We start from the raw sequence: 23,701 nt of genomic DNA on the forward strand, positions 1-23,701 counted from the left end.
ATTTTTGACGAATCTGATCATACAAATATCGAGATACCTGATGATCCTTCTCATTGCCCTGGATACCTATTACAATTTCCGTTTCTTTTCCGTACGGGATGAGGAGGGAAAAGACCGCGTCTGCGGGCGTCAGCTCGTGTGCCTGTTTATGCTTCACTTTCTGGCGAATGTCCTGATCTGGCTGAATACGGGATCTGTGACGATGCTGGCCTTTTATGGGGCGCAGGTGCTGTTTTTCCTGCTGTATATCTATCTGACCCGCCTGTTTTACCGGAACAGCTCCAGGCTTCTCGTCAACAATATGTGCACGCTCCTGGCAACGGGATTTATTATCCTGACAAGACTGAATCCCGACCGGGCGATGCGTCAGTTTGCGATCGTTGTGGTGGCAGCAGTCGTGACATGGATCATCCCGTTCATCATCGACCGGGTGTGGCAGCTTGTCACGTTTCCGTGGGTCTACGGGATCCTGGGGCTTGTGCTTCTCGCCGTGGTGTGCGTGATCGGAAATACTTCCTACGGAGCCCAGCTCTCCCTGACGTTCGGGGGATTTACGGTGCAGCCATCCGAGTTTGTAAAGATCAGCTTTGTATTCTTTGTGGCTGCCATGTTCTACCAGTCGACAGACCGGGACACGATCATTAAGACGACCGTTGTTGCGGCGGTCCATGTTCTGGTCCTGGTGCTCTCGAAGGACCTGGGAAGTGCGCTGATCTTTTTCGTGGCCTATATGACGATGCTCTTTGTCGCGACATCCAGTTATCTGTGGTTCGGTGCAGGCATCGCAGGCGGATCCGTTGCAGCGGTCGCGGCTTACTACCTTTTCCCGCATGTGAGAAGACGTGTGGAGGCCTGGGCGGATCCGTGGTCTGATATCGCGAACAAGGGCTACCAGGTTGCCCAGGCGCTGTTCGCGATCGGAACAGGCGGCTGGTTCGGAATGGGATTATACCGTGGAATGCCGGAGAAGATCCCGGTGGTGGACAAGGATTTTGTCTTTGCAGCGATCTCCGAGGAGATGGGAGCGCTCTATGCGCTCTGTGTTCTGTTTTTGTGCCTTGGCTGCTATATGCAGTTCATGATGATCGCGATGAAGATGCAGGCGATGTTCTACAAACTGATTGCATTCGGGCTTGGAAGCGTCTATATCACACAGGTGTTCCTGACGATCGGCGGTGTGACAAAGTTTATCCCGTCGACGGGTGTGACGTTGCCGCTTGTGAGCTACGGCGGAAGTTCCATCGTCTCCACATTTATCATATTCCAGGTCATTCAGGGACTCTACGTCTTAAAACGCGGAGAAGAAGAGGAGGAGGAACATTCAAGTGAAGAAGAGTAAACCGAATCCGAAAGCAAACCGGAATATCCTCTGGTTTGTGTATGCAGCAGTATTTTTATTTCTGGCGATGGGGATCTATCTGGGATACTTTCTCGTTGTGAAGAGCGATACGGTGATCGACAATCCTTACAATGCCAGAGCGACGATCTTCGAGGACCGGGTCACCCGCGGAAAGATCCTTGCCGATGACGGGACCGTGCTTGCGAGGACCGTGACAGCGACCGGTTCTGACGGGACAGAGACCCGTGAGTACCCATACGGCAGTCTGTTTGCCCATGTGGTGGGGTATTCGACGGTGGGAAAGACCGGAATCGAGTCGCTGGCAAACTTTGACCTCCTGCGGTCCCATACAAACCTGATCGAGCAGACGGCGGATGAAATCATGGGGAGAAAGAGCGTCGGTGACAATGTGGTGACAACCTTAAATGTGAATCTGCAGCAGATCGCCTCGGACGCACTCGGAAAGAACCGGGGAGCGGTCATTGCCATCGAGCCGGATACCGGAAAGATCCTCTGCATGGTGTCAAAACCGTCGTTCGATCCGAACACGGTGGCGGCAAACTGGCAGGACCTTGTAAACGGGGACAGCACGGAGGCAAAAATGTTGAACCGTGCGACCCAGGGACTTTACCCGCCGGGCTCCACCTTCAAGATCGTCACGGCCCTGGAGTATATGAGAGAGCACCCGGGCGCATACAATGACTATCACTTTGACTGCAGCGGGATCTTTTCATTTGAGAATAATAAGATCCAGTGCTACCACAAGACGGCTCATGGGTCCCAGGACTTTACGCAGGCGTTTGCAAACTCCTGCAACGGAGCGTTCGCGAACCTCGGCACAGAGCTTGATCTGACAAGCTACCGGAATCTTGCGGAGCAGCTGCTGTTTAACCGGAGTTTGCCGCTCGACATTCCGTACAGCAGGAGCACCTTCAAGATGCAGCCGGACGCAGAGACATGGGAAGTCCTGCAGACAAGTATCGGACAGGGACAGACACTGATGTCCCCGATGCATAACCTCCTGATCACTGCAGCGATCGCGAACGGCGGGATTCTGATGAAACCGTATCTGATGGATCATGTGGAGAATTCCGGCGGCGATGTGATCCGGAAGTTTTCCCCGTCAGTGGCGGGAGAACTGATGGTGCCGAACGAGGCGGACGCCTTAAAGAATCTGATGGTACAGGTTGTCAACGTCGGAACAGGATCCGCCTTGAAGCGGGATTCCTACCAGGTGGCAGGAAAGACAGGATCTGCGGAAGTCGACAAGGCAAAAGAGACCCACGCCTGGTTTGTAGGCTTTGCTCCGGCGGATGATCCGAAGATCGCAGTCTGCGTGATCGTCGAGGAAGGCGGTTCCGGCGGACACACTGCGGCTCCGATCGCGGCGAAATTGTTTGACGCGTGGCTGCAGTAAAGGAAAGAAATGTTACAGTACACGGGCACTCCATGCCCGCGCACTATAACAGGATTTTGCCGATGCTCCGCATTCCGAATCGGCAAAATCCGCGACCCCAACGGTATCATACGGAATTTTCAGTTCAGAAAATTCCTACCCGTGAAGAGTAACAAAGAAATCTGTATAGGATAAAAGAAAAATGATATTCCCTTTTATCTGCAGCGGTGTTAAAATGATAACGAAAAAGTAAAATAACCGTATCTCAGAACGGCAATATTCGGGGAGGGTTCATCATGAGAATTTTAGTAACCGGCGGCGCAGGATATATCGGAAGCCATACATGTCTGGCACTTTTAGAGCAGGGACATGAGGTCGTAGTTTTTGATAATCTCTACAATGCGTCGGAAGAGTCATTGAAAAGAGTAAAACAGCTCACAGGAAAGGATATCACATTCTACAAGGCGGATATGCTGGACCGTGATGCGATGGAAAAGATCTTTGACGCGGAGAAGATCGACGCAGTGATCCATTTCGCTGGATTAAAGGCAGTCGGCGAGTCCGTGGCAAAACCGTGGGAATATTACCACAACAATATCACCGGTACGCTGATTCTTCTCGACGTGATGAGAAAGCATGGCGTGAAGAAGATCATCTTCAGCTCCTCCGCTACCGTATACGGAGACCCGGCGTTCGTCCCGATCACCGAGGAGTGCCCGAAGGGACAGTGCACAAACCCGTATGGACAGACGAAGAGCATGCTGGAGCAGATTCTTACCGATATGCAGAAGGCAGATCCGGAGTGGAATGTGATCCTGCTCCGCTACTTCAACCCGGTTGGAGCTCATGAGAGCGGCCTGATCGGCGAGGATCCGGAGGGAATCCCGAACAACCTGACACCGTACATCACTCAGGTTGCGATCGGAAAGTTAAAAGAGGTCGGTGTATTCGGAAACGACTACGATACTCCGGACGGAACGGGCGTCCGCGATTATATCCATGTGATGGATCTTGCGGAAGGTCATGTAAAGGCGTTAAAGAAATTTGAGGACAAGCCGGCGGTATATATCTATAATCTCGGAACCGGTCACGGATACAGTGTTCTTGATGTGATCCACGCATTCTCAAAGGCGGTCGGAAAAGAGATCCCGTATGTGATCAAGCCGCGCCGCGCGGGAGATATCGCGACCTGCTATTCCGATGCGACAAAGGCGAAAGTGGAGCTCGGCTGGGAAGCAAAGAGAACACTCGATGATATGTGCCGTGATGCATGGAACTGGCAGTCCAAAAACCCGAACGGATATCGTTCATAAAAGAAAACAACAGGCGACCTGAAAATGGTCACGGATGTGAAAACTCCGGCGGAATGTCGATATTCCTGCCGGAGTTTTCTTTTTAACAGGAAATACCGATGGAACTTCCTGTTAAAAAAGGGCACTGCCTCCCTAAGATGAGTACTCGCGCGAAGAGGAAGGTTGTCGCAGGCGACCGCGCGCGAGACGCCCGAATGTACCTTGGCACATGCCTCCTGGTGTCAGGGTCAGAGAAAACGTGGTTGCAAACACGGATAAAAAGAAGTATACTAAACACAGTTAAAAACACACCTGCGGAATCTGCTTTTAGCGGAGTCCCTTGAATGCCTGTCAGGAGAAAATTGCGATGATAGAAGCAACGAGCTGTGGCGGTGTGGTTATATTTCGGGGCAAGATCCTGGTCCTCTATAAGAACTACAGAAATAAGTATGAAGGATGGGTTTTGCCGAAAGGAACTGTGGAAGCAGGAGAAGAGTTTAAAGAAACGGCTCTCAGAGAGGTGAAAGAGGAGACCGGGGTTCAGGCCCAGATCATCAAGTACATCGGAAAGAGCCAGTATTCATTTAACACGCCGCAGGATACCGTCGACAAGGAAGTCCATTGGTATCTGATGATGGCGGACAGTTATTACAGTAAACCACAGCGCGAAGAGTACTTCGTAGACTCCGGATATTATAAATATTATGAGGCGTACCACCTTCTGAAATTCTCAAATGAGAAGCAGATCCTGGAGAAAGCCTACCACGAATATCTGGATCTGAAAAGATGTAATCTCTGGGGCAGCAAGAAATATTTCTGATCCCGGGATCACAACTGTGTCATGCAGAATTTTCGGTCAGGAAGATTCCTGACCGTGAAAAGCAACCGGCAAAACCTCTGGAAACAGAGGTTTTTGCTGTATATGAAGACCGGAAAGCAGCAAGTGCGGCAAAACAGTACAGGGAAAGACATAAGGAGTGAGAATATGAAAATTATTGATGTACATCTTCACTTTGTGCCGGAGAATCCTTATTTTCAGGAGATCGCGGTGCGGGCGGAACATAAAAATACAGAAGAAGATTTAAGGGCAGTCTATCAGAAATACGGGATCGTCGGCGGTGTCGTTATGGGAAACCGCGGCGTTGATCCGGCGGCACATTCCTACCCGGATTTTCTGAAATACTGTGTCGGACTCGACCGGGATTTTCTGGTGAGTCAGGATAAAAAGAAGAGTCTGGACCAGGTGGAGGCAAACTTAAAGCGGGAGGACTGCGTCGGGATCAAGCTGTATCCCGGCTACAATAAAGCGTATGTGACGGATGAAGTGTATGAGCCGGTCTATGAGCTTGCAAAGGCATATAATAAGCCGGTTGCGATCCACATGGGGCAGACGGCCGGTTCCCGCGCTTACTTAAAGTACAGCCACCCGCTGACCCTGGATGAGGCAGCAGTCCGCCATCCGGATGTGACGTTCGTGATGTGCCATTTCGGAAATCCGTGGCTCATGGATGCGGCGGCTGTCGTGGAGAAAAATGAGAATGTGATGACGGATCTCTCCGGACTTCTGGAGGGAAAGATCGATTTTCCAAAGCTTTTAGAGCAGCAGAGAGGATATTTTGACACGCTGAAGACCTGGATCTCCTATTGCAGCCAGTATGAGAAGTTCATGTTTGGAACTGACTGGCCGTTAGCTAATTACGGAGATTACATCGGGGTCGTAAAATGGCTGATCCCGGAGAAAGAGTGGGAGAAAGTCTTTTACGAGAATGCAAAGAGGATCTACGGATTTTAAGAATTGCTCCGCAGACCGGCCGGTCTGAAACTCAAATCTTTGTAGTAGGATCCGAGGCAGTTTTCTTCTGTGAAATTTGGATCCTTTCCCTGTAAAACAGCAGAAACCAGTTGATCTCCGCCCCCACAAACAGAATGCAGATGGAGGCATAGAGCCACAGCATAAAAAGGATCACGGCGGTCAGACTTCCGTAGGTGACAGCGTATGAGCCGAAATACCGGAAGTAGACAGAGAATGCCAGGGAAGTGAGTGCCCAGCCTGCGGCGGAGAACATTGCACCGGGGATCTGTCCGGGGATTGAAAGCCTGCGGTGCGGAAGCGCAGTGTAAAGCGCAATAAAAAAGATCGTCAGCATGAAAAACATGACAAGACCGCGGCACAGGGAGATCGTTCCCGAGAGGTACGCCAGGGCAGGGATCCATTTTAAGAGCATTCCCTGAAGGAAGTTTCCGAAGACGAGGAGCGCGAGACTTGCCACGCACATCAGGGAAAAACAGAGCGTGTAAACGCTGCAGAGTGCCCTGCGGAGAATATAATTCCGCGGGGACGTGACTCCAAATACCCGGTTTAAGCCCTTTTCGATCCCGAGCATCCCCTTTGATGCGGACCAGATGGCGGCTAGCGCAGTCACGGAGATCAGGGCTGCCGGGGAGTCGGAGCGCAGACTGTCCAGAAGGTAGATCAAGAGTCCGCGAAAGCGGTCCGGGATCGCCGGGAGCAGAAAGCGGAGAAGGTCCGCTTCGTGGATCATAGGAGCGACCTGGATCAGGGCCAGGAGGACCATGAAAAACGGGAATGCCGCCATTATGATGAAAAATGATGCCTGTGCGGCATATACGGACATTTCGTCCGCAGAATATTTCAAATAGACCTGTCGTCCGAAGAGAAGCAGGTGGATCATAAAAGTCTTTTCCTTTTCACAACAGCCCAGGGATCCCAGGGCTGTTGTCCTTTCATATATTCATAGAGTGGAAGGCAGAAATCCCATCGGCGGAGCCGATCCGGAATGGATTTTTGCCCGTAACGGTGAGGGTACTGAACAGTTACGACGATCTTTATAAAATATTAACATGAACAGAAAAAAATAACAAGTACAGGCAAAAATGAAGAGGTCCCGTGAAGAGTTCCAGGGAAAATCTGCTGTCGTAACTGCATTGTCCGGGATTTTCAGCTCGGAAAATTCTTATCCGCGAAAAGTAATAATTCTGCCTGCATATGGTAAAAATGGGGGGATCCTGTCAGAAACCGGAAAAACAAAAGGAGCATTGTCGACAAAAACAGGGAAAAAACGGACACAAAACGGTTCTGAAATACGTTCTGATTACATACAAATATACGGTAAAAGCTGTATAGCGGAAAAAACAATCAAAAAGGAGAAAATACTATGACAGAAAAAGGAATGGAGAACAACAAAGTAACCGTAATCGGAACGATCGTTTCAGGATTCACATTCAGTCATGCAGTGTTCGGGGAAGGATTCTATCTGGTGGATCTTCTCGTAAATCGTTTGAGTGAGCAGGCGGACACGATCCCGCTTATGATATCAGAACGTCTGATCGATGTGACGAAAGATTACCGGGGCTGTACAATGGAAGCTTCCGGACAGTTCCGCTCCTACAACCGCCATGAGGGGACGAAAAACCGTCTGGTCCTGTCTGTGTTTGTCAGAGAAGTCCGTTTCATGGAGGAGTTCACGGATTATACGAAGACGAACCAGATCTTCCTGGACGGGTACATATGCAAGGAGCCGGTCTACCGGAAGACCCCGCTCGGAAGAGAGATCGCGGATCTTCTCGTGGCAGTGAACCGGCCGTACGGAAAATCTGACTATATCCCGTGCATCGCCTGGGGCAGGAACGCGAGATATGCATCCGGATTCGGTGTCGGAACAAGGATCCTGATCTGGGGGCGTGTCCAGAGCAGGGAGTACACAAAAAAAGTCAGTGAGACAGAGTGCGAGAAACGCGTGGCGTACGAGGTATCCGTGAGCAAACTGGAATGCGCGGAACACGCAGAAGTGTAGAAGATCCTGCTGCAGTGCACGGGTATGGAGTGTCCGTGTACTGCAGCATACTGCCGTCCGGATCCCGCCGGCATACAGGCAAATCTCTTGCAAACGGAAGTAAGGTGTGATAATATAGCATAGCAGAAGCCCTGAAAAGCTTCAGCGAATGGTATACACAAAGAGAGGGAATGATCATGGCAAGTGGCAGAGTCCGTGTGATCTGCGGAGCGGGTAACGGAAAGTCCGCATCGGCGCTTGGATACGCAATGATGGGAGTTTTCCGCGGAAAAAGGGTCATTATGGTACAGTTCCTGAAAGGAATGATCGGAGAGGAAGCGGCGGACGTTTTAAAACGTCTGGAGCCGGATCTGAAATTTTTCTGCTTCGAACATTCAAAGGAACGGTTTGAGGACCTTCCGGAGGAGCAGAAGCACGAGGAACTGATGAATCTGCGAAACGGCTTCAATTTCGCGAAAAAGGTAATGACAACGGGGGAGTGTGACGTTCTGATCTTGGATGAGATCCTTGGGATCGTGGACCAGGGGATCATCTCAGCCGAAGAATTCCAGAGTTTCCTTGAGGCAAGAGATGAGGAGACCGATCTGGTCATGACCGGGCGTGTGTGTCCGGAGGGAATCGAGAAGTATGCGGATGAAATTTCTGTAGTTTCCACAGGAAAGAATTCACGGATTTCACAGGCAGAAAACATAGACATTGACAATCATCAGGAATGATGATACCATAAATGATAAGTAGAGGTCGCGCCTGACAAGAGTAGACCGGCAGATAGAGGGAAATGGCTGCCGGAGAAAAGGGGAGGGCGCCGAAGAGACAGGAAAATAAGTCCCTAGGGTTCCCGTTTCTGGGCATGCGGTGAAGAATCGTATGACTGTCATCTTTAGAAAAAGATGGAGGGCTGCTTAATCTGGAAGATCCGGGAGCTGACATCTTATTTGATCTCAGCTCCTTTTCTTTTGACATGATATTTTACATAATAAAGAGGAGGACGCAGTATGGCTATTTTTGAAGGAGCCGGCGTAGCACTTGTAACGCCATTTAAGGAAAATGGATCAGTAAATTATGAGGTACTGGAAAGCCTGATCGAGGAACAGATCGCAGGCGGAACTGATTGTATCGTAGCGATGGGAACCACAGGCGAGTCCGCGACAACATCCGAGGAGGAGCACATCCAGGTGATCCGTTTCGTATGCGAAGTCGTAAACGGAAGGATTCCGGTCGTTGCCGGAACAGGATCCAATTGTACGCAGACAGCGGTTGAACTTTCCGTTGAGGCTGAGGAAGCTGGTGCGGACGGTGTCCTGTTAGTCTCCCCGTACTACAATAAAGCGACACAGAATGGCTTAAAGGCACATTTCACAAAGATCGCAAACTCCATCAAGATCCCGGCGATCCTCTATAACGTACCGAGCCGTACCGGCGTCAACATCGCTCCGGAGACCATCGTTGATCTCTGCAAGAATGTCGAGAATATCGTCGGAGTCAAGGAAGCGAGCGGAAACTTCTCCGCAGTTGCGAAGATCCTCCAGCTCTCCGGCGGATATGTGGATGTATATTCCGGAAATGATGACCAGGTTGTTCCGATGCTGGCACTCGGCGCAAAGGGCGTGATCTCCGTTCTCTCCAACGTTGCTCCGAAGCAGACCCACGATATGTGTGCAGAATTCTTCAAAGGCAATGTGGAAGCCAGCAGACGAATCCAGTTAAAGGCTCTTCCGCTGATCGAAGCTCTGTTCTCTGAGGTAAACCCGATCCCGGTAAAGGCAGCGTTAAACTTAATGGGTAAGAATGTCGGCGAGCCGAGACTTCCGCTTACAGTGATGGAGCCGCAGCACCAGGAAGTATTAAAGAAGGCAATGCAGGATTTCGGTATCCTGTAGGAAACGATAGGAAAAAAGCCGCGGCGGAGCTGCAGCATGGCGGCGCACTGCCGGTCGGTTTCAGATGAGGAGAAAACAATGATCAGAGCAATTATGAATGGATGCCACGGTGTGATGGGACATGTGATCACGGATATTATCTCAAAGGATGACGCGATCGAGATCGTCGCAGGCGTGGATATGAACACAGAAACTTACGCAGGATATCCGGTATTCAAATCTCTCGCTGAGTGCCCGGAGGCCGATGTCATCATCGACTTCTCCACAGCGAAAGCGGTTGACGGACTCCTGGATTACTGTGAGGAGAAGAAGGTTCCGGTCGTTTTATGTACCACAGGACTTTCTGAGGATCAGTTAAACCATGTAAAAGAGGCGAGCAAAGTGGACGCAGTCCTTCGCTCTGCAAATATGTCCATCGGGATCAATCTTCTCATGAAGACATTAAAAGAGGTTGCCCCGGTCCTTGCGGCAGCAGGATTTGATATCGAGATCCTGGAGAAGCACCACAACCGTAAGATCGACGCGCCGAGCGGAACAGCCATCGCTCTTGCAGACGCTATCAATGAGAGTCTTGACAATACCTACCACTATAAATATGACCGTTCCTCCGAGCGTGTCGCAAGAGATCCGAAGGAGATCGGGATCCAGGCTATGCGCGGCGGCACCATCGTCGGCGAGCATGATATCATGTTCGCAGGCCGCGATGAAGTCATCACCTTCACACACACCGCTTACTCCCGCGAGATCTTCGCAAAGGGCGCTGTGGAGGCTGCGAAATTCCTCGCAGGAAAACCGGCAGGACTTTATGATATGTCCGACGTGATCGGTTGATATCCATTTTTTTCCAAAATACTTCTCCTTTCTATGGCACATAATAGCCGTAGAAAGGAGATTGTTTTTTATGGGAAAAATCAGATGGATCAGAGTATGTGTGCTTCTTGTGATGACCGTGACCGTCATGACAGCATGCGGAAGAAAGAACGGAAATAATATGACCACGGCTCCGGATACGGGAAGCGCCGGAGCGGGAACGACCATGGAGAGCCGGACCGATGGAACGAACCAGAGTACGAACGCCCCGTCCCAGACGGCCGGCGAGAGCGGAGGAGTCCTGAGGGACATGGTAGATGATGTGGGAGACGGCATCAATAACCTGACGGACGATGTGACCGGCATGTCGGGGACCACCGCGGCGGGAGCGGAGAGCAGCGCGCGGGAGACAACCCGGGCAGACTAAGAGGGAACGCGAAACCGTTGCAGTACACGAGCGTCCCATGCCCGTGTGCTGCAACATGTTTCTGCTGATGCCCTGCATTCCGGACCGGCATGTCGGGAACCAATGCGACGGTATCATGCGGCATTTTCCGGCCGGAAAATTCCCGCCCGTGTGCAGGAATGTGAAATACCGCAGTATGATCCTGCGGGCCATTTTTCAGTTGAGAAAATGCGGGAAAAAAGATATAATAAGAATGCATATTGAAAAACTACATAGGAAACCGTTAAACTGTGAAAACGAACCCTAAAAAATCCTGAAAGGAGGGAACGCTATCCGCTATCTGTATCGTCCATACCATCCGTGGAGACACGGATACCGAAGGGAAAAGATAAGAAAAGCCGCTGTAAAGACTGCAAGGATCCTTTTGCTGCTGGAGCTTCTCTGGTTCGCATACTCGTATGCGAGATCCGGGATGGCGGAGAAGACCTTCCTGGTGCCGGAGCTGGAGGCGGGACACTCCGGGGAATCTGTCTCTGAGACGGAAGGGGAAATTTATGGTATCGGGATCGAAAAAGGAGCCGGAAATTTGTTCTGGTTTCACAAAGAAGTACGCAGGACGCCCGGAAACTGAACTTTTTCTTGATTTTCCATATGGTATGTATTATAATTTCTACTGAAACACTGCTGTTTTATCGTAAAAACTTATAAATCAGAGGATGAAAAGCATTTATGGAGAAATCACTTACTTTAGACTGGGGAACAGATGAGCTGCACGAGGAGTGCGGCGTTTTCGGAATGTACGATCTGGACGGAAATGATGTTGCGTCTACCATTTACTACGGATTGTTCGCTTTACAGCACCGCGGACAGGAGAGCTGCGGAATCGCGGTGAGCGATACATACGGACCGAAAGGTGTTGTCAATGCCTGTAAGGGGATGGGACTCTGCAACGAAGTCTTCACGTCAGAGAAACTGGAAAAATTAAAGGGAAATATCGGTGTCGGTCATGTCCGGTATTCCACGGCCGGGAGCAGTACGATCGAGAATACCCAGCCGCTCGTTTTAAACTATGTGAAGGGAACTTTAGCGCTGGCGCACAACGGAAACCTTGTCAATGCGCCGGAGCTCCGCAGAGAGCTCGCTTACGACGGAGCGATTTTCCAGACCACGATCGACTCCGAGGTCATCGCCTACCACATCGCCAGAGAGCGCTGCAAGGTGGGAACCGCTGAGGAAGCCGTGGCAAACGCGATGAAGAAGATCAAGGGTGCCTACTCCCTTGTGATCTCCAGCCCGAGAAAGCTGATCGGCGCCCGCGATCCGCAGGGATTCAAACCGCTCTGTATCGGAAAGCGCGATAATGCCTATATCCTGACCTCCGAGACATGTGCGCTTGACACGATCGGTGCTACCTTTGTCCGCGACGTGCTTCCGGGCGAGATCGTGACGATCAATAAGGATGGCATCAAGTCCAACCTCGCGATGCATGACCCGAAAAAAGAGGCGAGATGTATTTTTGAATATATTTACTTTGCGAGACCTGACAGCGTCTTTGACGGCGTCGGCGTCTACCACTCCAGGATCTATGCGGGCCGCTGCCTTGCAAAGGATTCCCCGGTGGACGCAGATATTGTTGTCGGCGTTCCGGAGTCCGGAAATGCTGCCGCCCTCGGATATTCCATGGAATCCGGAATCCCGTATGCGATGGCGTTCGTAAAGAACTCCTATGTCGGAAGAACTTTCATCAAACCGGGACAGAGCAGCCGTGAGTCTGCGGTCCGGATCAAACTGAACGTCTTAAAAGAGGCCGTGGAAGGAAAGCGCGTCGTTATGATCGACGACTCTATCGTCCGCGGAACGACCAGCAACCTGATCGTGGATATGCTGCGTGAGGCAGGAGCGAAGGAAGTCCATATGCGGATCTCCGCGCCGCCGTTCCTTTACCCGTGCTACTTCGGAACCGATATCCCGTCCAGCGAACAGCTCATCGCCCACAATCGTACCGTCGATGAGATCTGCAAGGTGATCGGAGCAGATTCTTTAGCCTACTTAAAGATGGAGCGCTTAAGTGAAATGGCAAACGGACTTCCGATCTGTACGGCATGCTTTTCCGGAGAGTATCCGGTGGATCCGCCGGAAGAAGACATCCGCGGAAGTTACGAAAAATAATCAGGGAAATTCAACGTTCCACAAAGCTCCGCAGTTGGCGGAGAATTCGTGAAAATATATTGAATTAGAAAAACATTGAATTAGAAAAGAGGATTTTGTCATGAACGACAGATACCAGAGCCCGCTCTCTGAGCGATACGCAAGCAGGGAAATGCAGTACATTTTCTCTCCGGAGAAGAAATTCCGCACATGGAGAAAATTATGGATCGCATTAGCTGAGACAGAAAAAGAACTCGGTCTTCCGATCACAGATGAGCAGATCGAAGAGTTAAAAGCCCATGCGGAGGATATCAACTTCGAGGAAGCAAAAGCGAGAGAGAAGCTTGTCCGCCATGATGTCATGTCCCATGTATACGCTTACGGACTCCAGTGCCCGAAGGCAAAGGGGATCATCCATCTGGGTGCAACTTCCTGCTACGTCGGCGACAATACAGACATCATTCTTATGACAGAGGCGTTAAAGCTCGTCAGAAAGAAACTCATCAACGTGATGAAAGAACTTTCCGACTTTGCGGATAAATATAAAGAACTTCCGACACTGGCCTTCACACACTTCCAGCCGGCGCAGCCGACAACGGTCGGAAAGCGTGCGACCTTATGGCTGCAGGAACTCTGCCTTGACCTTGAGGACCTTGACCATGTGATCGGTTCCATGAAATTACTTGGCTCCAAGGGAACGACAGGAACCCAGGCAAGCTTCCTGGAACTCTTTGACGGGGATCATGAGAAGTGCCGCGAGGCGGACAGACGGATCGCTGCGAAGATGGGATTCTCCCAGTGCTTCCCGGTATCCGGACAGACGTATTCCAGAAAGATCGACAGCCGTGTGCTCTCTGTTCTTGCCGGGATCGCGCAGAGCGCCCACAAATTCTCCAATGATATCCGCCTTCTCCAGCACTTAAAAGAAGTGGAAGAGCCGTTTGAGAAGAACCAGATCGGATCTTCCGCGATGGCATATAAGAGAAACCCGATGAGAAGTGAGCGTATCGCTTCCTTAGCGAACTATGTGATGTCCGATATGATGAACCCGATGCTCGTCGCTTCCACCCAGTGGTTTGAGCGTACCCTTGATGACTCTGCGAACAAGCGCCTTTCCATTCCGGAAGGATTCTTAGCGATCGACGGCATCCTGGACCTCTACTTAAACGTTGTCGACGGTCTTGTGGTATATCCGAAGGTGATCGAGAAACACTTAATGGCAGAGCTTCCGTTTATGGCGACCGAGAATATCATGATGGATGCGGTAAAAGCCGGCGGAGACAGACAGGAACTCCATGAGCGCATCCGTGAGCTCTCCATGGAGGCAGGAAAGAACGTCAAAGTGGAAGGAAAGGACAACAATCTCTTAGAGCTTATCGCTGCAGATCCGTCCTTCAATTTAAGCCTCGACGAGTTAAAGAAGACTATGGATCCGAAGAAGTATGTCGGCCGCGCACCGAGACAGGTTGATGAGTTCCTTGATGAGGTTGTCCGCCCGATCTTAAAGGAAAATGCGGATCTTCTCGGAGTAAAAGCGGAGATCAATGTATAATGGAACATGCGAGCAGCATCAGTACAGAATATTATAAAGTATTTTATTATGTAGGGCGCCTCGGCAGCATTACCGCTGCAGCAGAGGCGCTCTGCATTTCCCAGCCTGCGGCGAGCCAGGCGGTCAAACAGCTGGAGAAGGCGTTGAACACAAAACTTTTCCTGCGGACCCAGAAAGGCGTAAAACTGACCACGGAGGGAAAACTCCTGTATCCTTATGTGGAGCGCGGGATGGAAAACATCCTGGACGGCGAGGAGATGTTAAAGCGCCTCGTGGATATGGACATGGGAGAGGTGCGGATCGGCGCGAGCGATATGACGCTGCAGTTCTACCTGCTTCCGTATCTGGAGACCTTCCACGAGCGATATCCGAATATCAAGGTCATGGTCTCCAATGCGCCGACGCCGGAGACGATCGAGTCTCTGTACGAGGGAAAGATCGATTTCGGCGTTGTGAGCACGCCGTTTGACGCGAGACCGGAGGTGGAAGCCTTTGAGGTGAAGAAGATCCGGAATACCTTTGTCGCCGGAAACAAGTTCTGGACGCTGAAGGGAAAGCGGATGGAGTACGGGGAACTGGAGCATCTGCCCTGTATTTTCCTTGAAAAGGATACGAGTACGAGAAAGTTCATGGACCGTTTCCTGGAAAAGCGCGGGATCGTCCTGGAACCAGAGTTTGAGCTCGCCACCAGTGATATGATCGTCCAGTTCGCGATCCGGAACATGGGGATCGGCTGTGTGATGGAGGAATTCGCGAAGGAGAAGATCGAGAGCGGAGAACTCTTTGAGCTTGCCTTCCGGGAGATGATGCCGGAGCGCGAGATCTGCGTCGTGACGGACCGGAAGGTACCGATCTCACCGGCGGGAGAGCGGTTTTTAGAAGTGCTGAGGGAACGTCGGGGGTGACGGATCCGGCCGTGTATAGCAATGCATAAACTGCTATTATGGACTTCATAATAAATATTGACTTTACTTATGGAGACTTTTGTTGTAAACTATGAAAGTGTCATGAATATGACAGCTACAACTGCGTAAGACGCCGGGATGCGCAAAGTGCATTCCGTTTGAACGTCCAAAGGAGGATATTAGAACATGGTTAGAGCAATCGTAGGCGCCAACTGGGGCGACGAGGGAAAAGGCAAGATCACAGATATGCTGGCAAAGGAATCCGACATTATCGTTCGTTTCCAGGGCGGCAGCAACGCTGGTCACACTATCATCAACAATTACGGAAAATTTGCCCTTCACCTGCTTCCGTCCGGTGTTTTCTACAATCATACGACAAGCATCATCGGAAACGGTGTGGCATTAAACATCCCGTTCCTTGTAAAAGAGTTAAATGACCTGACAAGCCAGGGAGTTCCGATGCCGAAGATCCTTGTCTCCGACAGAGCACAGATCTTAATGCCGTATCACATCTTATTTGATACTTACGAGGAAGCGCGTCTGGCTGGTAAGTCTTTCGGCTCCACAAAGTCCGGAATTGCTCCGTTCTATTCTGATAAATATGCAAAGATCGGTTTCCAGGTCAACGAGTTATTCGGCGACGAGAAGGAACTGATGGACAAGATCGAGAATGTCTGCACACTGAAAAATGTAATGTTAGAGCATTTATATCATCAGCCGGCTCTTGATCCGAAGGAGATCTTCAATACTCTTATGGAGTACAAGGAGATGGTCGCTCCGTATGTATGCGACACATCCAAATACCTTCGCGATGCGATCAAGGCAGGAAAGAATGTCCTTTTAGAGGGCCAGCTCGGTTCCTTAAAGGATCCGGATCACGGTATCTACCCGATGGTTACATCTTCCTCCACATTGGCTGCATACGGCGCGATCGGCGCAGGCATTCCGCCGTACGAGATCAAGAACATCACAACAGTCGTTAAGGCTTACTCCAGCGCAGTCGGCGCAGGCGCATTCGTCAGCGAGATCTTCGGAGACGAGGCAGACGAGTTAAGAAGACGCGGCGGCGACGGCGGTGAGTTCGGTGCGACAACAGGACGTCCGAGAAGAATGGGATGGTTCGATGCTGTTGCTACAAGATACGGCGTTCAGATCCAGGGTTCCACAGAGGTTGCCCTCACGGTTCTTGACGTTTTAGGATATCTTGACGAGCTTCACATCTGTGTAGGCTACGAGATCGACGGAAAGGTAACAAAAGACTTCCCGACAACTCCGGAGCTTGAGAAGGCAAAACCGGTATACAAGACTCTTCCGGGCTGGAAGTGCGAGATCCGCGGAATCAAGAACTACGAGGATCTTCCGGAGAACTGCAAGAAGTATATCGAGACGATCGAGGAAGAGATCGGAGTGCCGATCACCATGGTTTCCAACGGACCGGGAAGAGACGAGATCATCATGAGAAAGTAATCCTGATCGATGACCGGAAACTGCAGCGGAACATCGCTGCCGGGAACGGATATCGGATGCAGGGATCAGAGATACAAACAAGTGGAAAAAGCGGCAAATCTATGTCAGAAATGACAAAATTTGCCGCTTTTTTCTTAATTTTTCATAAATCCTGCCATCCTCCAGTTCTTAGCGCTTGCGTTCTCAAAAAAATCCCTGTATAATGGCATTAGTTGATAAAAACCCATGAAGGAGTGGATTGAAAATGAAATTAAAGAAAGTTATGCTTATGGCAGCGCTCGCTGCAGCGATCGGCAGTGTAAATATGGTGACTGCATTTGCAGATGAGACTGCTTCCGGAGAAACAAAGTACGGCTGGGAGAGTGACGCAAAAAACAACTGGCGTTATTATGACAAGGACGGAAACCTCGCAAGCGGATGGATCAAATCCGAAGAGGGAGACGGACGCGGAAATGAAGTATGGTACTATATCGATCCGGCAACCCACATTATGGTCTCCAACACCACAAGAAACATTGACGGCGTTGATTATACATTTGGTGACGATGGAAGCTGGGTAGCGCCGAGAACAACTGCTCCGAAGGGACATATCACAGGAGGAAGATATTACAATACCTGGTCGAACCTCTGCATCCCGCAGATCATCGGAACAACGGAGACAAAAGAAGATGTCGGTGACGACTATATCGGCAGCGAATATAATGCGATCGGAAACCCGTACCGCACACAGGATCTCTGCATGAGCACAGATAACGGTGATGTTGAGATTTATTATCTCGATATGAAGAATAAACCGGATATGGATGCACAGACATTTGTAAATACACTTGTCGGTATTGAGAAAGCACAGAAAGGCCAGGCAACGCAGGCTGCTGCTGTGACGATCGCAAATCAGCAGTATTACAAAGCGTCAGTAACCGGAAAGAAGACAACAAACACTTACTACTGCCGGAAACAGGATGGATATATGGTTGTGATCTATACCAACGGAAGGATCAAAAATGCAAGTGCTCTTGACAGCATTGTCATGAATATTACAACTGCACAGTAACAGAATCAAACGTGTCATTTGCACGATGCCCCCGGGTCTGATGGCTCCGGGGGTCTTTTTATAGACTCTTTGTAACTATTCAGTAGGTCTGCGCACTTGCTGCGCTGACCGTAATAAAACATGGGACGGAAGGCAAAAATCCCATCGGCGAAGCCGATCTGGAATGGATTTTTGCTCGTAACTGTGAGGGTACTGAACAGTTACGACTCTTTTATGGATTCAGGGGGATGGGAATGGTCTTACAATCGATAAAAAGTATTTTTGCACTGTTGATATTGATCGGAATGGGCTTCTATTTCGCCAGAAAGAAATGGTTCGGAAAAAACGGAATGGATTTTCTTTCTAAATTTACGGTGGAGGCGACGCTCCCGTTCTATATGTTTTATAATATCTATCGAGACCTGGAAAGCCGGGAACGCCTTCTGTTCCTGATCACAAAGGTGCCGTATGTGTTTGCGTTGATCTTAATGTGCGTCTGTTTAGCGGCAGTGACGGCAAAGGTGTGCCGCATCAGGGAGGACAGGCGGGATACTTTTATCGTGGCAGCGGGTTTCCCGAATGTCGTTTTTATCGGATTTCCTGTGATCCAGGCGCTCTGGGGAGAGGGGATCACTTCCGTCGGCGCGATCTATTATATCGCGAGCACAGTCCTCTTCTGGACGCTGGGGATCAGTCTGCTGCAGCGGGGAGAAAAAAACGGCAAGAGTGCGAGATGGGCGCAGAATATCAAAAATCTGTTTTGCCCGACGGTCGTAGGAATGTTTCTTGGAATGGCAGCAGTCTTTTTCAGGATTGAAGTCCCTGATTTTATCCTGAAACCGCTGTCTATGATCAGCGGGGTCACATCCCCGTTGGCACTTGTGTTTATCGGAAGCGTGATCCGGAACATGGAAACATCATCGATCAGGATCGGAAAAGATATCGTTGTGGCGGTCCTTATGCGGTTTATCATGGTGCCGGCGACCGCCGTTGTGTTCCTCAGACTCCTGCCGGTGACACAGGAGATGAGAGAGGTATTCTTCATGCTGACCGTGATGCCGGCGATGGCACAGATGGGGATCATGGCGCGGGAGTATGACAGGGACTATGAGTTTGCCTGTACCGTCATCACTGTGACAACCGTGATCAGCATGGTGACGATCCCGGTGTTCATGTACCTGATGCAGACGTTTGTAATCTTCGGATAGAGGTTCGGAACAGGATCCGCAGTCACTGCATAAAATATCCGGAATGAATCTGTCTGCGTTGGAATCTGCGTCAGATCGTGATGATGTGGGATCCGGCGTGTAAGTTTCGCCGGCGTGAGACAGGCAGGGGACAGAGGAGATGCGGCACGGCGGATATGGAAGATCAGAAGGCTGAAAATCTCTTAAATCTGGCACTTTCCGTTCCGGAGGAGACGAGAGAGCGGACAAAGGAGCTGAATATTGGATATGACAGGGCGGACCGGACCTGGGAGATCATCGTGAAATACCACGGGGATCTTGCGTCTGTGCTGAGAGAAAAATTCCCAACTGTTTCGGGGACATATCTTTTAAATGATTTTGCGATCCTCCGGATCCCGGAGCGGGATGTCCCGGGAGTGATTGTACTTCGGGAAATTGAATATGCGGAGAAACCAAAGAGGCTGTTCTTTGCCCTGAACCGGGCGAGAGCGGCTTCCTGCTTTCTTCCGTCACAGAGCGGAAATGAGGGACTCACAGGAAGAGACGTTCTGGTGGCGGTGATCGACTCCGGGATCGATCTGTTTCACGAGGATTTCCGGAATGAAGATGGAACTACGAGAATTTTGTATCTGGACGATCAGGTCACCGGGAAGACATATGAAAAGGCGGAAATCGATGAGCTGCTCCGCGGGGAGAAAACACCAGGAAATTTCGGAAGTCCATCGTTTGACACGAGTGGTCACGGGACAGCGGTGGCGGGGATCGCGGCCGGAAACGGGAGAGCAAGCGGCGGGCTGTACCGCGGGGCCGCATATGAGAGCGAGCTGATCGTTGTCCGTCTTGGGATCCCGGATCCGGCAGGATTTCCGAGGACGACAGAGCTGATGAGCGGGATGGATCTTGCTGTGCGAAAGGCATTGGAGCTGGGGAGACCGATGGCGGTGAACTTAAGCTTCGGAAATACATACGGGTCGCATGACGGCGGCGGACTTCTGGAGAGGTATCTCGATTCCCTGGCGCAGATGGGACGCTTCGTATTTGTGACCGGAGCGGGGAACGAGGGGGATTCCGGAGGACACGCAAGACCGGTGATCGTGCCCGGAAGGATCGCGGAAGTCCGCCTTTCGGTGGGCAATTATGAAATGGGATTCGGAGTACAGATCTGGAAAAATTATGAGGACGGGATGCGGATCTTTCTGAGAGATCCGTCCGGTGACGCGGAGTTCGAACTGCTTCCGATACGTGGGACGGACCGGATCCGGATCGGGGAGACGGAGCTTCTGATCTATTACGGGGAGCCGTCCCCGTTTAATGCCGCCCAGGAGATCTACATCGAGTTCGTTCCGGAGCAGGCGTATGTGGAGAGCGGAATCTGGATTTTCCGGTTTCTCGGAAAGGGGCGGGAAGATACATATGTGGATCTCTGGCTTCCGTCATCCGCCGCACTCGGGCAGAATACGGCTTTTCTCGAACCGTCGCCGGAGACGACGCTCACGATCCCGTCCACGGCGTTCCGTCCGCTCACTGTCGGCGCCTACGACAGCCGGACCGGGATCTATGCCCCGTTTTCCGGCCGCGGGGACACCAGAATCTACCATGCCCAGAAGCCGGATCTCGCAGCGCCGGGCGTCGGGATCATGGCTCCGAAGAGCGGAGGCGGATATGAGGCGGTCACAGGAACGTCCTTTGCGGCGCCCCTCGTCGCCGGAGCCGCGGCGCTTCTCATGGAGTGGGGGATCGTGAGAGGGAATGACCCGTACCTTTATGGGGAGAAAGTGAAAGCGTACCTGAGGAAAGGGGCGAAACGGCTGCCGTCCGAGCTGGAGTATCCGAATCCGAGATTGGGGTATGGGGCGCTGTGTGTTTCTGAAAGTATACCGGAATGAAATGTGGAAGGAACATGAACTTTGCAAATTTCTGAAATATGACAAATTTTTCTTGAAAATACCAAATATCAGAGATATTATAGAAACATATACAAAAACGAGTCCGGAATATCGAAAATCAATGCGCAAATTTTGCAGCGTGGAACGATAATCTGAATTCGACTGCGGCGTGTGAAAATGCCGGGGCGTTCGATCCGGTCATTCACACAAATAAGAGATCATGAGGAGGAAAAAGCTATGGAAGCATTGTTTCAGGCCGTAAATGCCATATGCGGGAAGATCCAGATCGTCTCAAACCTGTTCTGGGATTTTCCGACAAACTTTGACTGGTATGCGAAGATCCCGATCCTCGGGAATTTCAGTCTGGCGATCATTCTTTTAGTCGGAACAGGAATTTATTTTACATTCCGTCTGCATTTTATCCAGGTGCGGAAATTCCGCTACGGACTCCATGTCCTGATGAGGCAGAAGAGCAGCGGAACGGGAATCTCATCCCTCGCATCATTCCTCTTGTCGACGGCGATGCGTGTCGGTCCCGGAAACATCCTGGGTGTCACCGGCGCGATCTCCACGGGCGGTCCGGGCGCTCTGTTCTGGATGTGGATCTCTGCGTTCTTCGGAATGTCGACGGCTTTCGTGGAGGCGACGCTCTCCCAGATCTTTAAAGAGCGAAAAGATGATGAGTATGTGGGCGGCCTGCCATTCTACGGAAGAAGACTTTTGAAGAATGCAGCGTGGGCAGGAGCGGCGCTCAGTGTCCTCTATATTATCTACGCGTTCCTCTGCTTCCCGGCACAGGGCTTCAACACGATCTCTGCGGTCGGCGCGATCGCGGGCGTGTTTACCGGGACCGTGATTGAGACGAATTCGTCCCTTTACTGGATCTCCTTCGCAGTTCTCATTGTTGCGACGGCGATCATCAGCTTTGGCGGGATCAAAAAAGTCACAAAGGTCACAGACCTGTTAGTTCCGGTCATGGCAGTAATCTATATCCTGACGGTTGTCCTCCTCATCGTCTTTAACATCCCGAGGATCCCGTGGTTCTTCGGAGCAGTCTTCTCCGAGGCATTCCGTCCGGAAGCAGTCTTCGGCGGAGCGTTCGGCATCGCATTAAGCCAGGGCATCAAGCGCGGCTTGATGTCAAATGAGGCAGGACAGGGAACCATCACGATGCCGGCAGCGGCAGCAGATGCGAACCATCCGTGTGATCAGGGCTGTGTCCAGGCACTCGGCGTATTCCTCGACACGATCGTGATCTGCACCCTGACAGGTTTTGTCGTTGTCATGGGAAGAATGTGGCTCACGGAGGACAGTGCGGCATGGTTTGAGCTCGGAAAACTTGACCGTTTCCTGACATCATGCGGCGCACTCACCGGAACCGGAACCATCTACCATCTTGTGACGATGCTCGTCAGCGTCTGCTTCGGATTGTTTGCGTTCACCTGCTTGGTAGGCTTTATGTCTTTCACGGAGATGTGCGCGAACCGGATCTCGACACGGCCTGCATTTATCAATACGATCCGTGTGCTCTGCCTTGTTGTCATTTCCTTCGGCGTCATCACAAATATTGCCGGCATGGATCTGAGTGCTCTCTGGGATCTCAGTGATTTTGCGAATATCCTCATGGTTTACTGCAACCTTCCGTTACAGTATATCGGATTCAAATATGTGCTTCGGGCGTGGGAACACTTTGAAAAGAATGACGGAACCGCGTTTACCTCGAAAGTTGCGGGGATCGATGTTCCGGTGTGGGATGAACACGCAGAGAAGAGAAAATAGAATATATAAAATATAGAAAGAATGCCGTCTGTTCACCTGGTAAAAAACGGTGACAGGCGGCATTTTGTCATGTCTCGTCTTCCTTTGCCTCCCAGAAATCCCTCTGGACAAACCGGCACACATTTTCCACATAATCAGCGATCGTGTAGTCATCGGCCAGCTCCAGGTAGGATTTTAGCGTTGTAAGGTAAAAACTTGACATAAACGAAACATAGAGCGGCATCGCGATCTTCAGGCGGTACCCTTTGCTTTCCCCGTGCCATCCGCTCTCAGCCAGGATTTCAGCGAGATCATGCTGGATCAGGAACATCAGGGACCCGTTTTTATTTACCTGGTAGATCTTCTGGTATTGGGCAAGGTTTTCCTGCGCCTGTGAGAGCAGGAACGTCAAAAAGATCCGCAGGGAGTTCATGTTCCTGAAATATAAAAGGTCCTCCACCGGACGAAGTCCCTCAATATACATTTTGATGCAGTAGTGGAGCAGATCGTACTTATCCTCAAAATACCGGTAGAAGGTAGAGCGGGAGACCATGGATACCCGGCAGATATCCGTCAGGGAAATCTTTTCAAACGGCATTTCCGCCAGCAGATCCAGAAGCGCTTTCATCAAAAGCAGGTAGGTTCTGCGGACAGAGACATGCTCTTCCTGTATAGGCAGCTTTAACATAAAGCACAAAACTCCTTTATCCATTCCAAATTGGACAAAAACACTCAAATTGTCTCATTTGGCACAATTTTTGAAAACTGGTTCTTGAGTATTTTAACATAAACATAGATAATATTGCAAGTAAAAGGAATGAAAAAAAAAT

General features: G+C 50.8%; 22 protein-coding genes and 1 riboswitch. Of the genes, 20 read left to right on the forward strand and 2 right to left on the reverse strand.

Annotated features, from left to right (window positions below; all coding sequences use genetic code 11):
- Positions 1 to 4 precede the first annotated feature (4 nt).
- The 5 genes from ACI3EW_RS07225 to ACI3EW_RS07245 all read left to right on the forward strand — a co-directional run bounded on the left by ACI3EW_RS07225 (position 5) and on the right by ACI3EW_RS07245 (position 5,819).
- Positions 5 to 1,339 (forward strand): FtsW/RodA/SpoVE family cell cycle protein, encoded by a 1,335-nt coding sequence (locus ACI3EW_RS07225; protein WP_485663339.1) that lies wholly within the window; start codon positions 5 to 7, stop codon positions 1,337 to 1,339.
- The gene (locus ACI3EW_RS07230) at positions 1,326 to 2,756 is read left to right on the forward strand and encodes a peptidoglycan D,D-transpeptidase FtsI family protein (RefSeq protein WP_485663340.1); all 1,431 of its coding nucleotides are present in this window, start codon (positions 1,326 to 1,328) and stop codon (positions 2,754 to 2,756) included. Before ACI3EW_RS07225 ends, ACI3EW_RS07230 begins: the two co-directional genes overlap by 14 nt.
- A gap of 275 nt (positions 2,757 to 3,031) precedes the next feature.
- Positions 3,032 to 4,048, forward strand: coding sequence for a UDP-glucose 4-epimerase GalE (galE, locus tag ACI3EW_RS07235; protein WP_118296755.1), 1,017 nt, complete (start codon positions 3,032 to 3,034; stop codon positions 4,046 to 4,048).
- Between the two features lie 346 nt (positions 4,049 to 4,394).
- Complete coding sequence (locus tag ACI3EW_RS07240) at positions 4,395 to 4,847, forward strand: NUDIX hydrolase (protein WP_118296753.1); 453 nt, start codon at positions 4,395 to 4,397, stop codon at positions 4,845 to 4,847.
- Between the two features lie 165 nt (positions 4,848 to 5,012).
- Complete coding sequence (locus tag ACI3EW_RS07245; RefSeq protein WP_405582351.1) at positions 5,013 to 5,819, forward strand: amidohydrolase family protein; 807 nt, start codon at positions 5,013 to 5,015, stop codon at positions 5,817 to 5,819.
- A 31-nt stretch (positions 5,820 to 5,850) separates the two neighbouring features.
- On the opposite strand, the gene ACI3EW_RS07250 is transcribed toward ACI3EW_RS07245, so the two are convergent.
- Positions 5,851 to 6,720, reverse strand: a complete 870-nt coding sequence (locus tag ACI3EW_RS07250) for a YihY/virulence factor BrkB family protein (protein ID WP_405582348.1) — start codon at positions 6,718 to 6,720, stop codon at positions 5,851 to 5,853.
- Between the two features lie 202 nt (positions 6,721 to 6,922).
- Here ACI3EW_RS07250 and ACI3EW_RS07255 point away from each other — a divergent pair, with 202 nt between their 5' ends.
- The 15 genes from ACI3EW_RS07255 (at position 6,923) to ACI3EW_RS07325 (ending at position 22,892) form a co-directional block, all read left to right on the forward strand.
- Positions 6,923 to 7,207 carry a hypothetical protein gene (locus tag ACI3EW_RS07255; protein WP_118531655.1) on the forward strand — a complete coding sequence of 95 codons (285 nt, stop codon included), beginning with the start codon at positions 6,923 to 6,925 and terminating at the stop codon, positions 7,205 to 7,207.
- On the forward strand, positions 7,204 to 7,842 hold the full coding sequence (locus ACI3EW_RS07260; protein WP_118296745.1) for a single-stranded DNA-binding protein: 639 nt from the start codon (positions 7,204 to 7,206) through the stop codon (positions 7,840 to 7,842). The genes ACI3EW_RS07255 and ACI3EW_RS07260 overlap by 4 nt, the downstream gene beginning before the upstream one ends.
- Before the next feature lie 176 nt (positions 7,843 to 8,018).
- Entirely contained in the window at positions 8,019 to 8,558 is a 540-nt protein-coding gene (locus ACI3EW_RS07265) for a cob(I)yrinic acid a,c-diamide adenosyltransferase (RefSeq protein ID WP_118531897.1), read from the forward strand.
- Between the two features lie 11 nt (positions 8,559 to 8,569).
- Positions 8,570 to 8,751, forward strand: a riboswitch (Lysine riboswitch).
- Between the two features lie 86 nt (positions 8,752 to 8,837).
- A complete protein-coding gene (dapA, locus tag ACI3EW_RS07270; protein ID WP_118320957.1) occupies positions 8,838 to 9,722 on the forward strand; it encodes a 4-hydroxy-tetrahydrodipicolinate synthase in 885 nt (294 codons plus the stop codon).
- A gap of 78 nt (positions 9,723 to 9,800) precedes the next feature.
- On the forward strand, positions 9,801 to 10,553 hold the full coding sequence (dapB, locus tag ACI3EW_RS07275; RefSeq protein ID WP_118296741.1) for a 4-hydroxy-tetrahydrodipicolinate reductase: 753 nt from the start codon (positions 9,801 to 9,803) through the stop codon (positions 10,551 to 10,553).
- A 70-nt stretch (positions 10,554 to 10,623) separates the two neighbouring features.
- The gene (locus ACI3EW_RS07280) at positions 10,624 to 10,959 is read left to right on the forward strand and encodes a hypothetical protein (protein ID WP_118320958.1); all 336 of its coding nucleotides are present in this window, start codon (positions 10,624 to 10,626) and stop codon (positions 10,957 to 10,959) included.
- Positions 10,960 to 11,362: 403 nt separating this feature from the next.
- Positions 11,363 to 11,569 carry a hypothetical protein gene (locus ACI3EW_RS07285; protein WP_118531653.1) on the forward strand — a complete coding sequence of 69 codons (207 nt, stop codon included), beginning with the start codon at positions 11,363 to 11,365 and terminating at the stop codon, positions 11,567 to 11,569.
- Between the two features lie 98 nt (positions 11,570 to 11,667).
- Positions 11,668 to 13,107, forward strand: coding sequence for an amidophosphoribosyltransferase (gene purF / locus ACI3EW_RS07290; protein ID WP_118531651.1), 1,440 nt, complete (start codon positions 11,668 to 11,670; stop codon positions 13,105 to 13,107).
- Between the two features lie 100 nt (positions 13,108 to 13,207).
- Positions 13,208 to 14,638 (forward strand): adenylosuccinate lyase, encoded by a 1,431-nt coding sequence (gene purB, locus ACI3EW_RS07295; protein ID WP_118296731.1) that lies wholly within the window; start codon positions 13,208 to 13,210, stop codon positions 14,636 to 14,638.
- Positions 14,638 to 15,543, forward strand: a complete 906-nt coding sequence (locus ACI3EW_RS07300) for a LysR family transcriptional regulator (protein WP_118296729.1) — start codon at positions 14,638 to 14,640, stop codon at positions 15,541 to 15,543. Before purB ends, ACI3EW_RS07300 begins: the two co-directional genes overlap by 1 nt.
- A gap of 186 nt (positions 15,544 to 15,729) precedes the next feature.
- Positions 15,730 to 17,010, forward strand: coding sequence for an adenylosuccinate synthase (locus ACI3EW_RS07305; protein ID WP_118531649.1), 1,281 nt, complete (start codon positions 15,730 to 15,732; stop codon positions 17,008 to 17,010).
- Between the two features lie 244 nt (positions 17,011 to 17,254).
- The gene (locus ACI3EW_RS07310; protein WP_118531647.1) at positions 17,255 to 18,061 is read left to right on the forward strand and encodes a hypothetical protein; all 807 of its coding nucleotides are present in this window, start codon (positions 17,255 to 17,257) and stop codon (positions 18,059 to 18,061) included.
- Between the two features lie 233 nt (positions 18,062 to 18,294).
- Positions 18,295 to 19,248: an AEC family transporter gene (locus tag ACI3EW_RS07315; RefSeq protein ID WP_182426804.1), complete on the forward strand. Its 954-nt coding sequence runs from the start codon at positions 18,295 to 18,297 to the stop codon at positions 19,246 to 19,248.
- A 155-nt stretch (positions 19,249 to 19,403) separates the two neighbouring features.
- Positions 19,404 to 21,113: a S8 family peptidase gene (locus ACI3EW_RS07320; RefSeq protein ID WP_118531641.1), complete on the forward strand. Its 1,710-nt coding sequence runs from the start codon at positions 19,404 to 19,406 to the stop codon at positions 21,111 to 21,113.
- A 237-nt stretch (positions 21,114 to 21,350) separates the two neighbouring features.
- On the forward strand, positions 21,351 to 22,892 hold the full coding sequence (locus ACI3EW_RS07325) for an alanine/glycine:cation symporter family protein (RefSeq protein ID WP_118531638.1): 1,542 nt from the start codon (positions 21,351 to 21,353) through the stop codon (positions 22,890 to 22,892).
- Between the two features lie 67 nt (positions 22,893 to 22,959).
- Here ACI3EW_RS07325 and ACI3EW_RS07330 read toward each other — a convergent pair whose 3' ends face one another.
- Entirely contained in the window at positions 22,960 to 23,559 is a 600-nt protein-coding gene (locus ACI3EW_RS07330; protein WP_182426803.1) for a TetR/AcrR family transcriptional regulator, read from the reverse strand.
- Between the last annotated feature and the right edge of the window lie 142 nt (positions 23,560 to 23,701).

Origin of the sequence: Pilosibacter rotomagensis (assembly GCF_045062245.2) — a bacterium.
Classification (GTDB): Bacteria; Bacillota; Clostridia; order Lachnospirales; family Lachnospiraceae; genus Pilosibacter.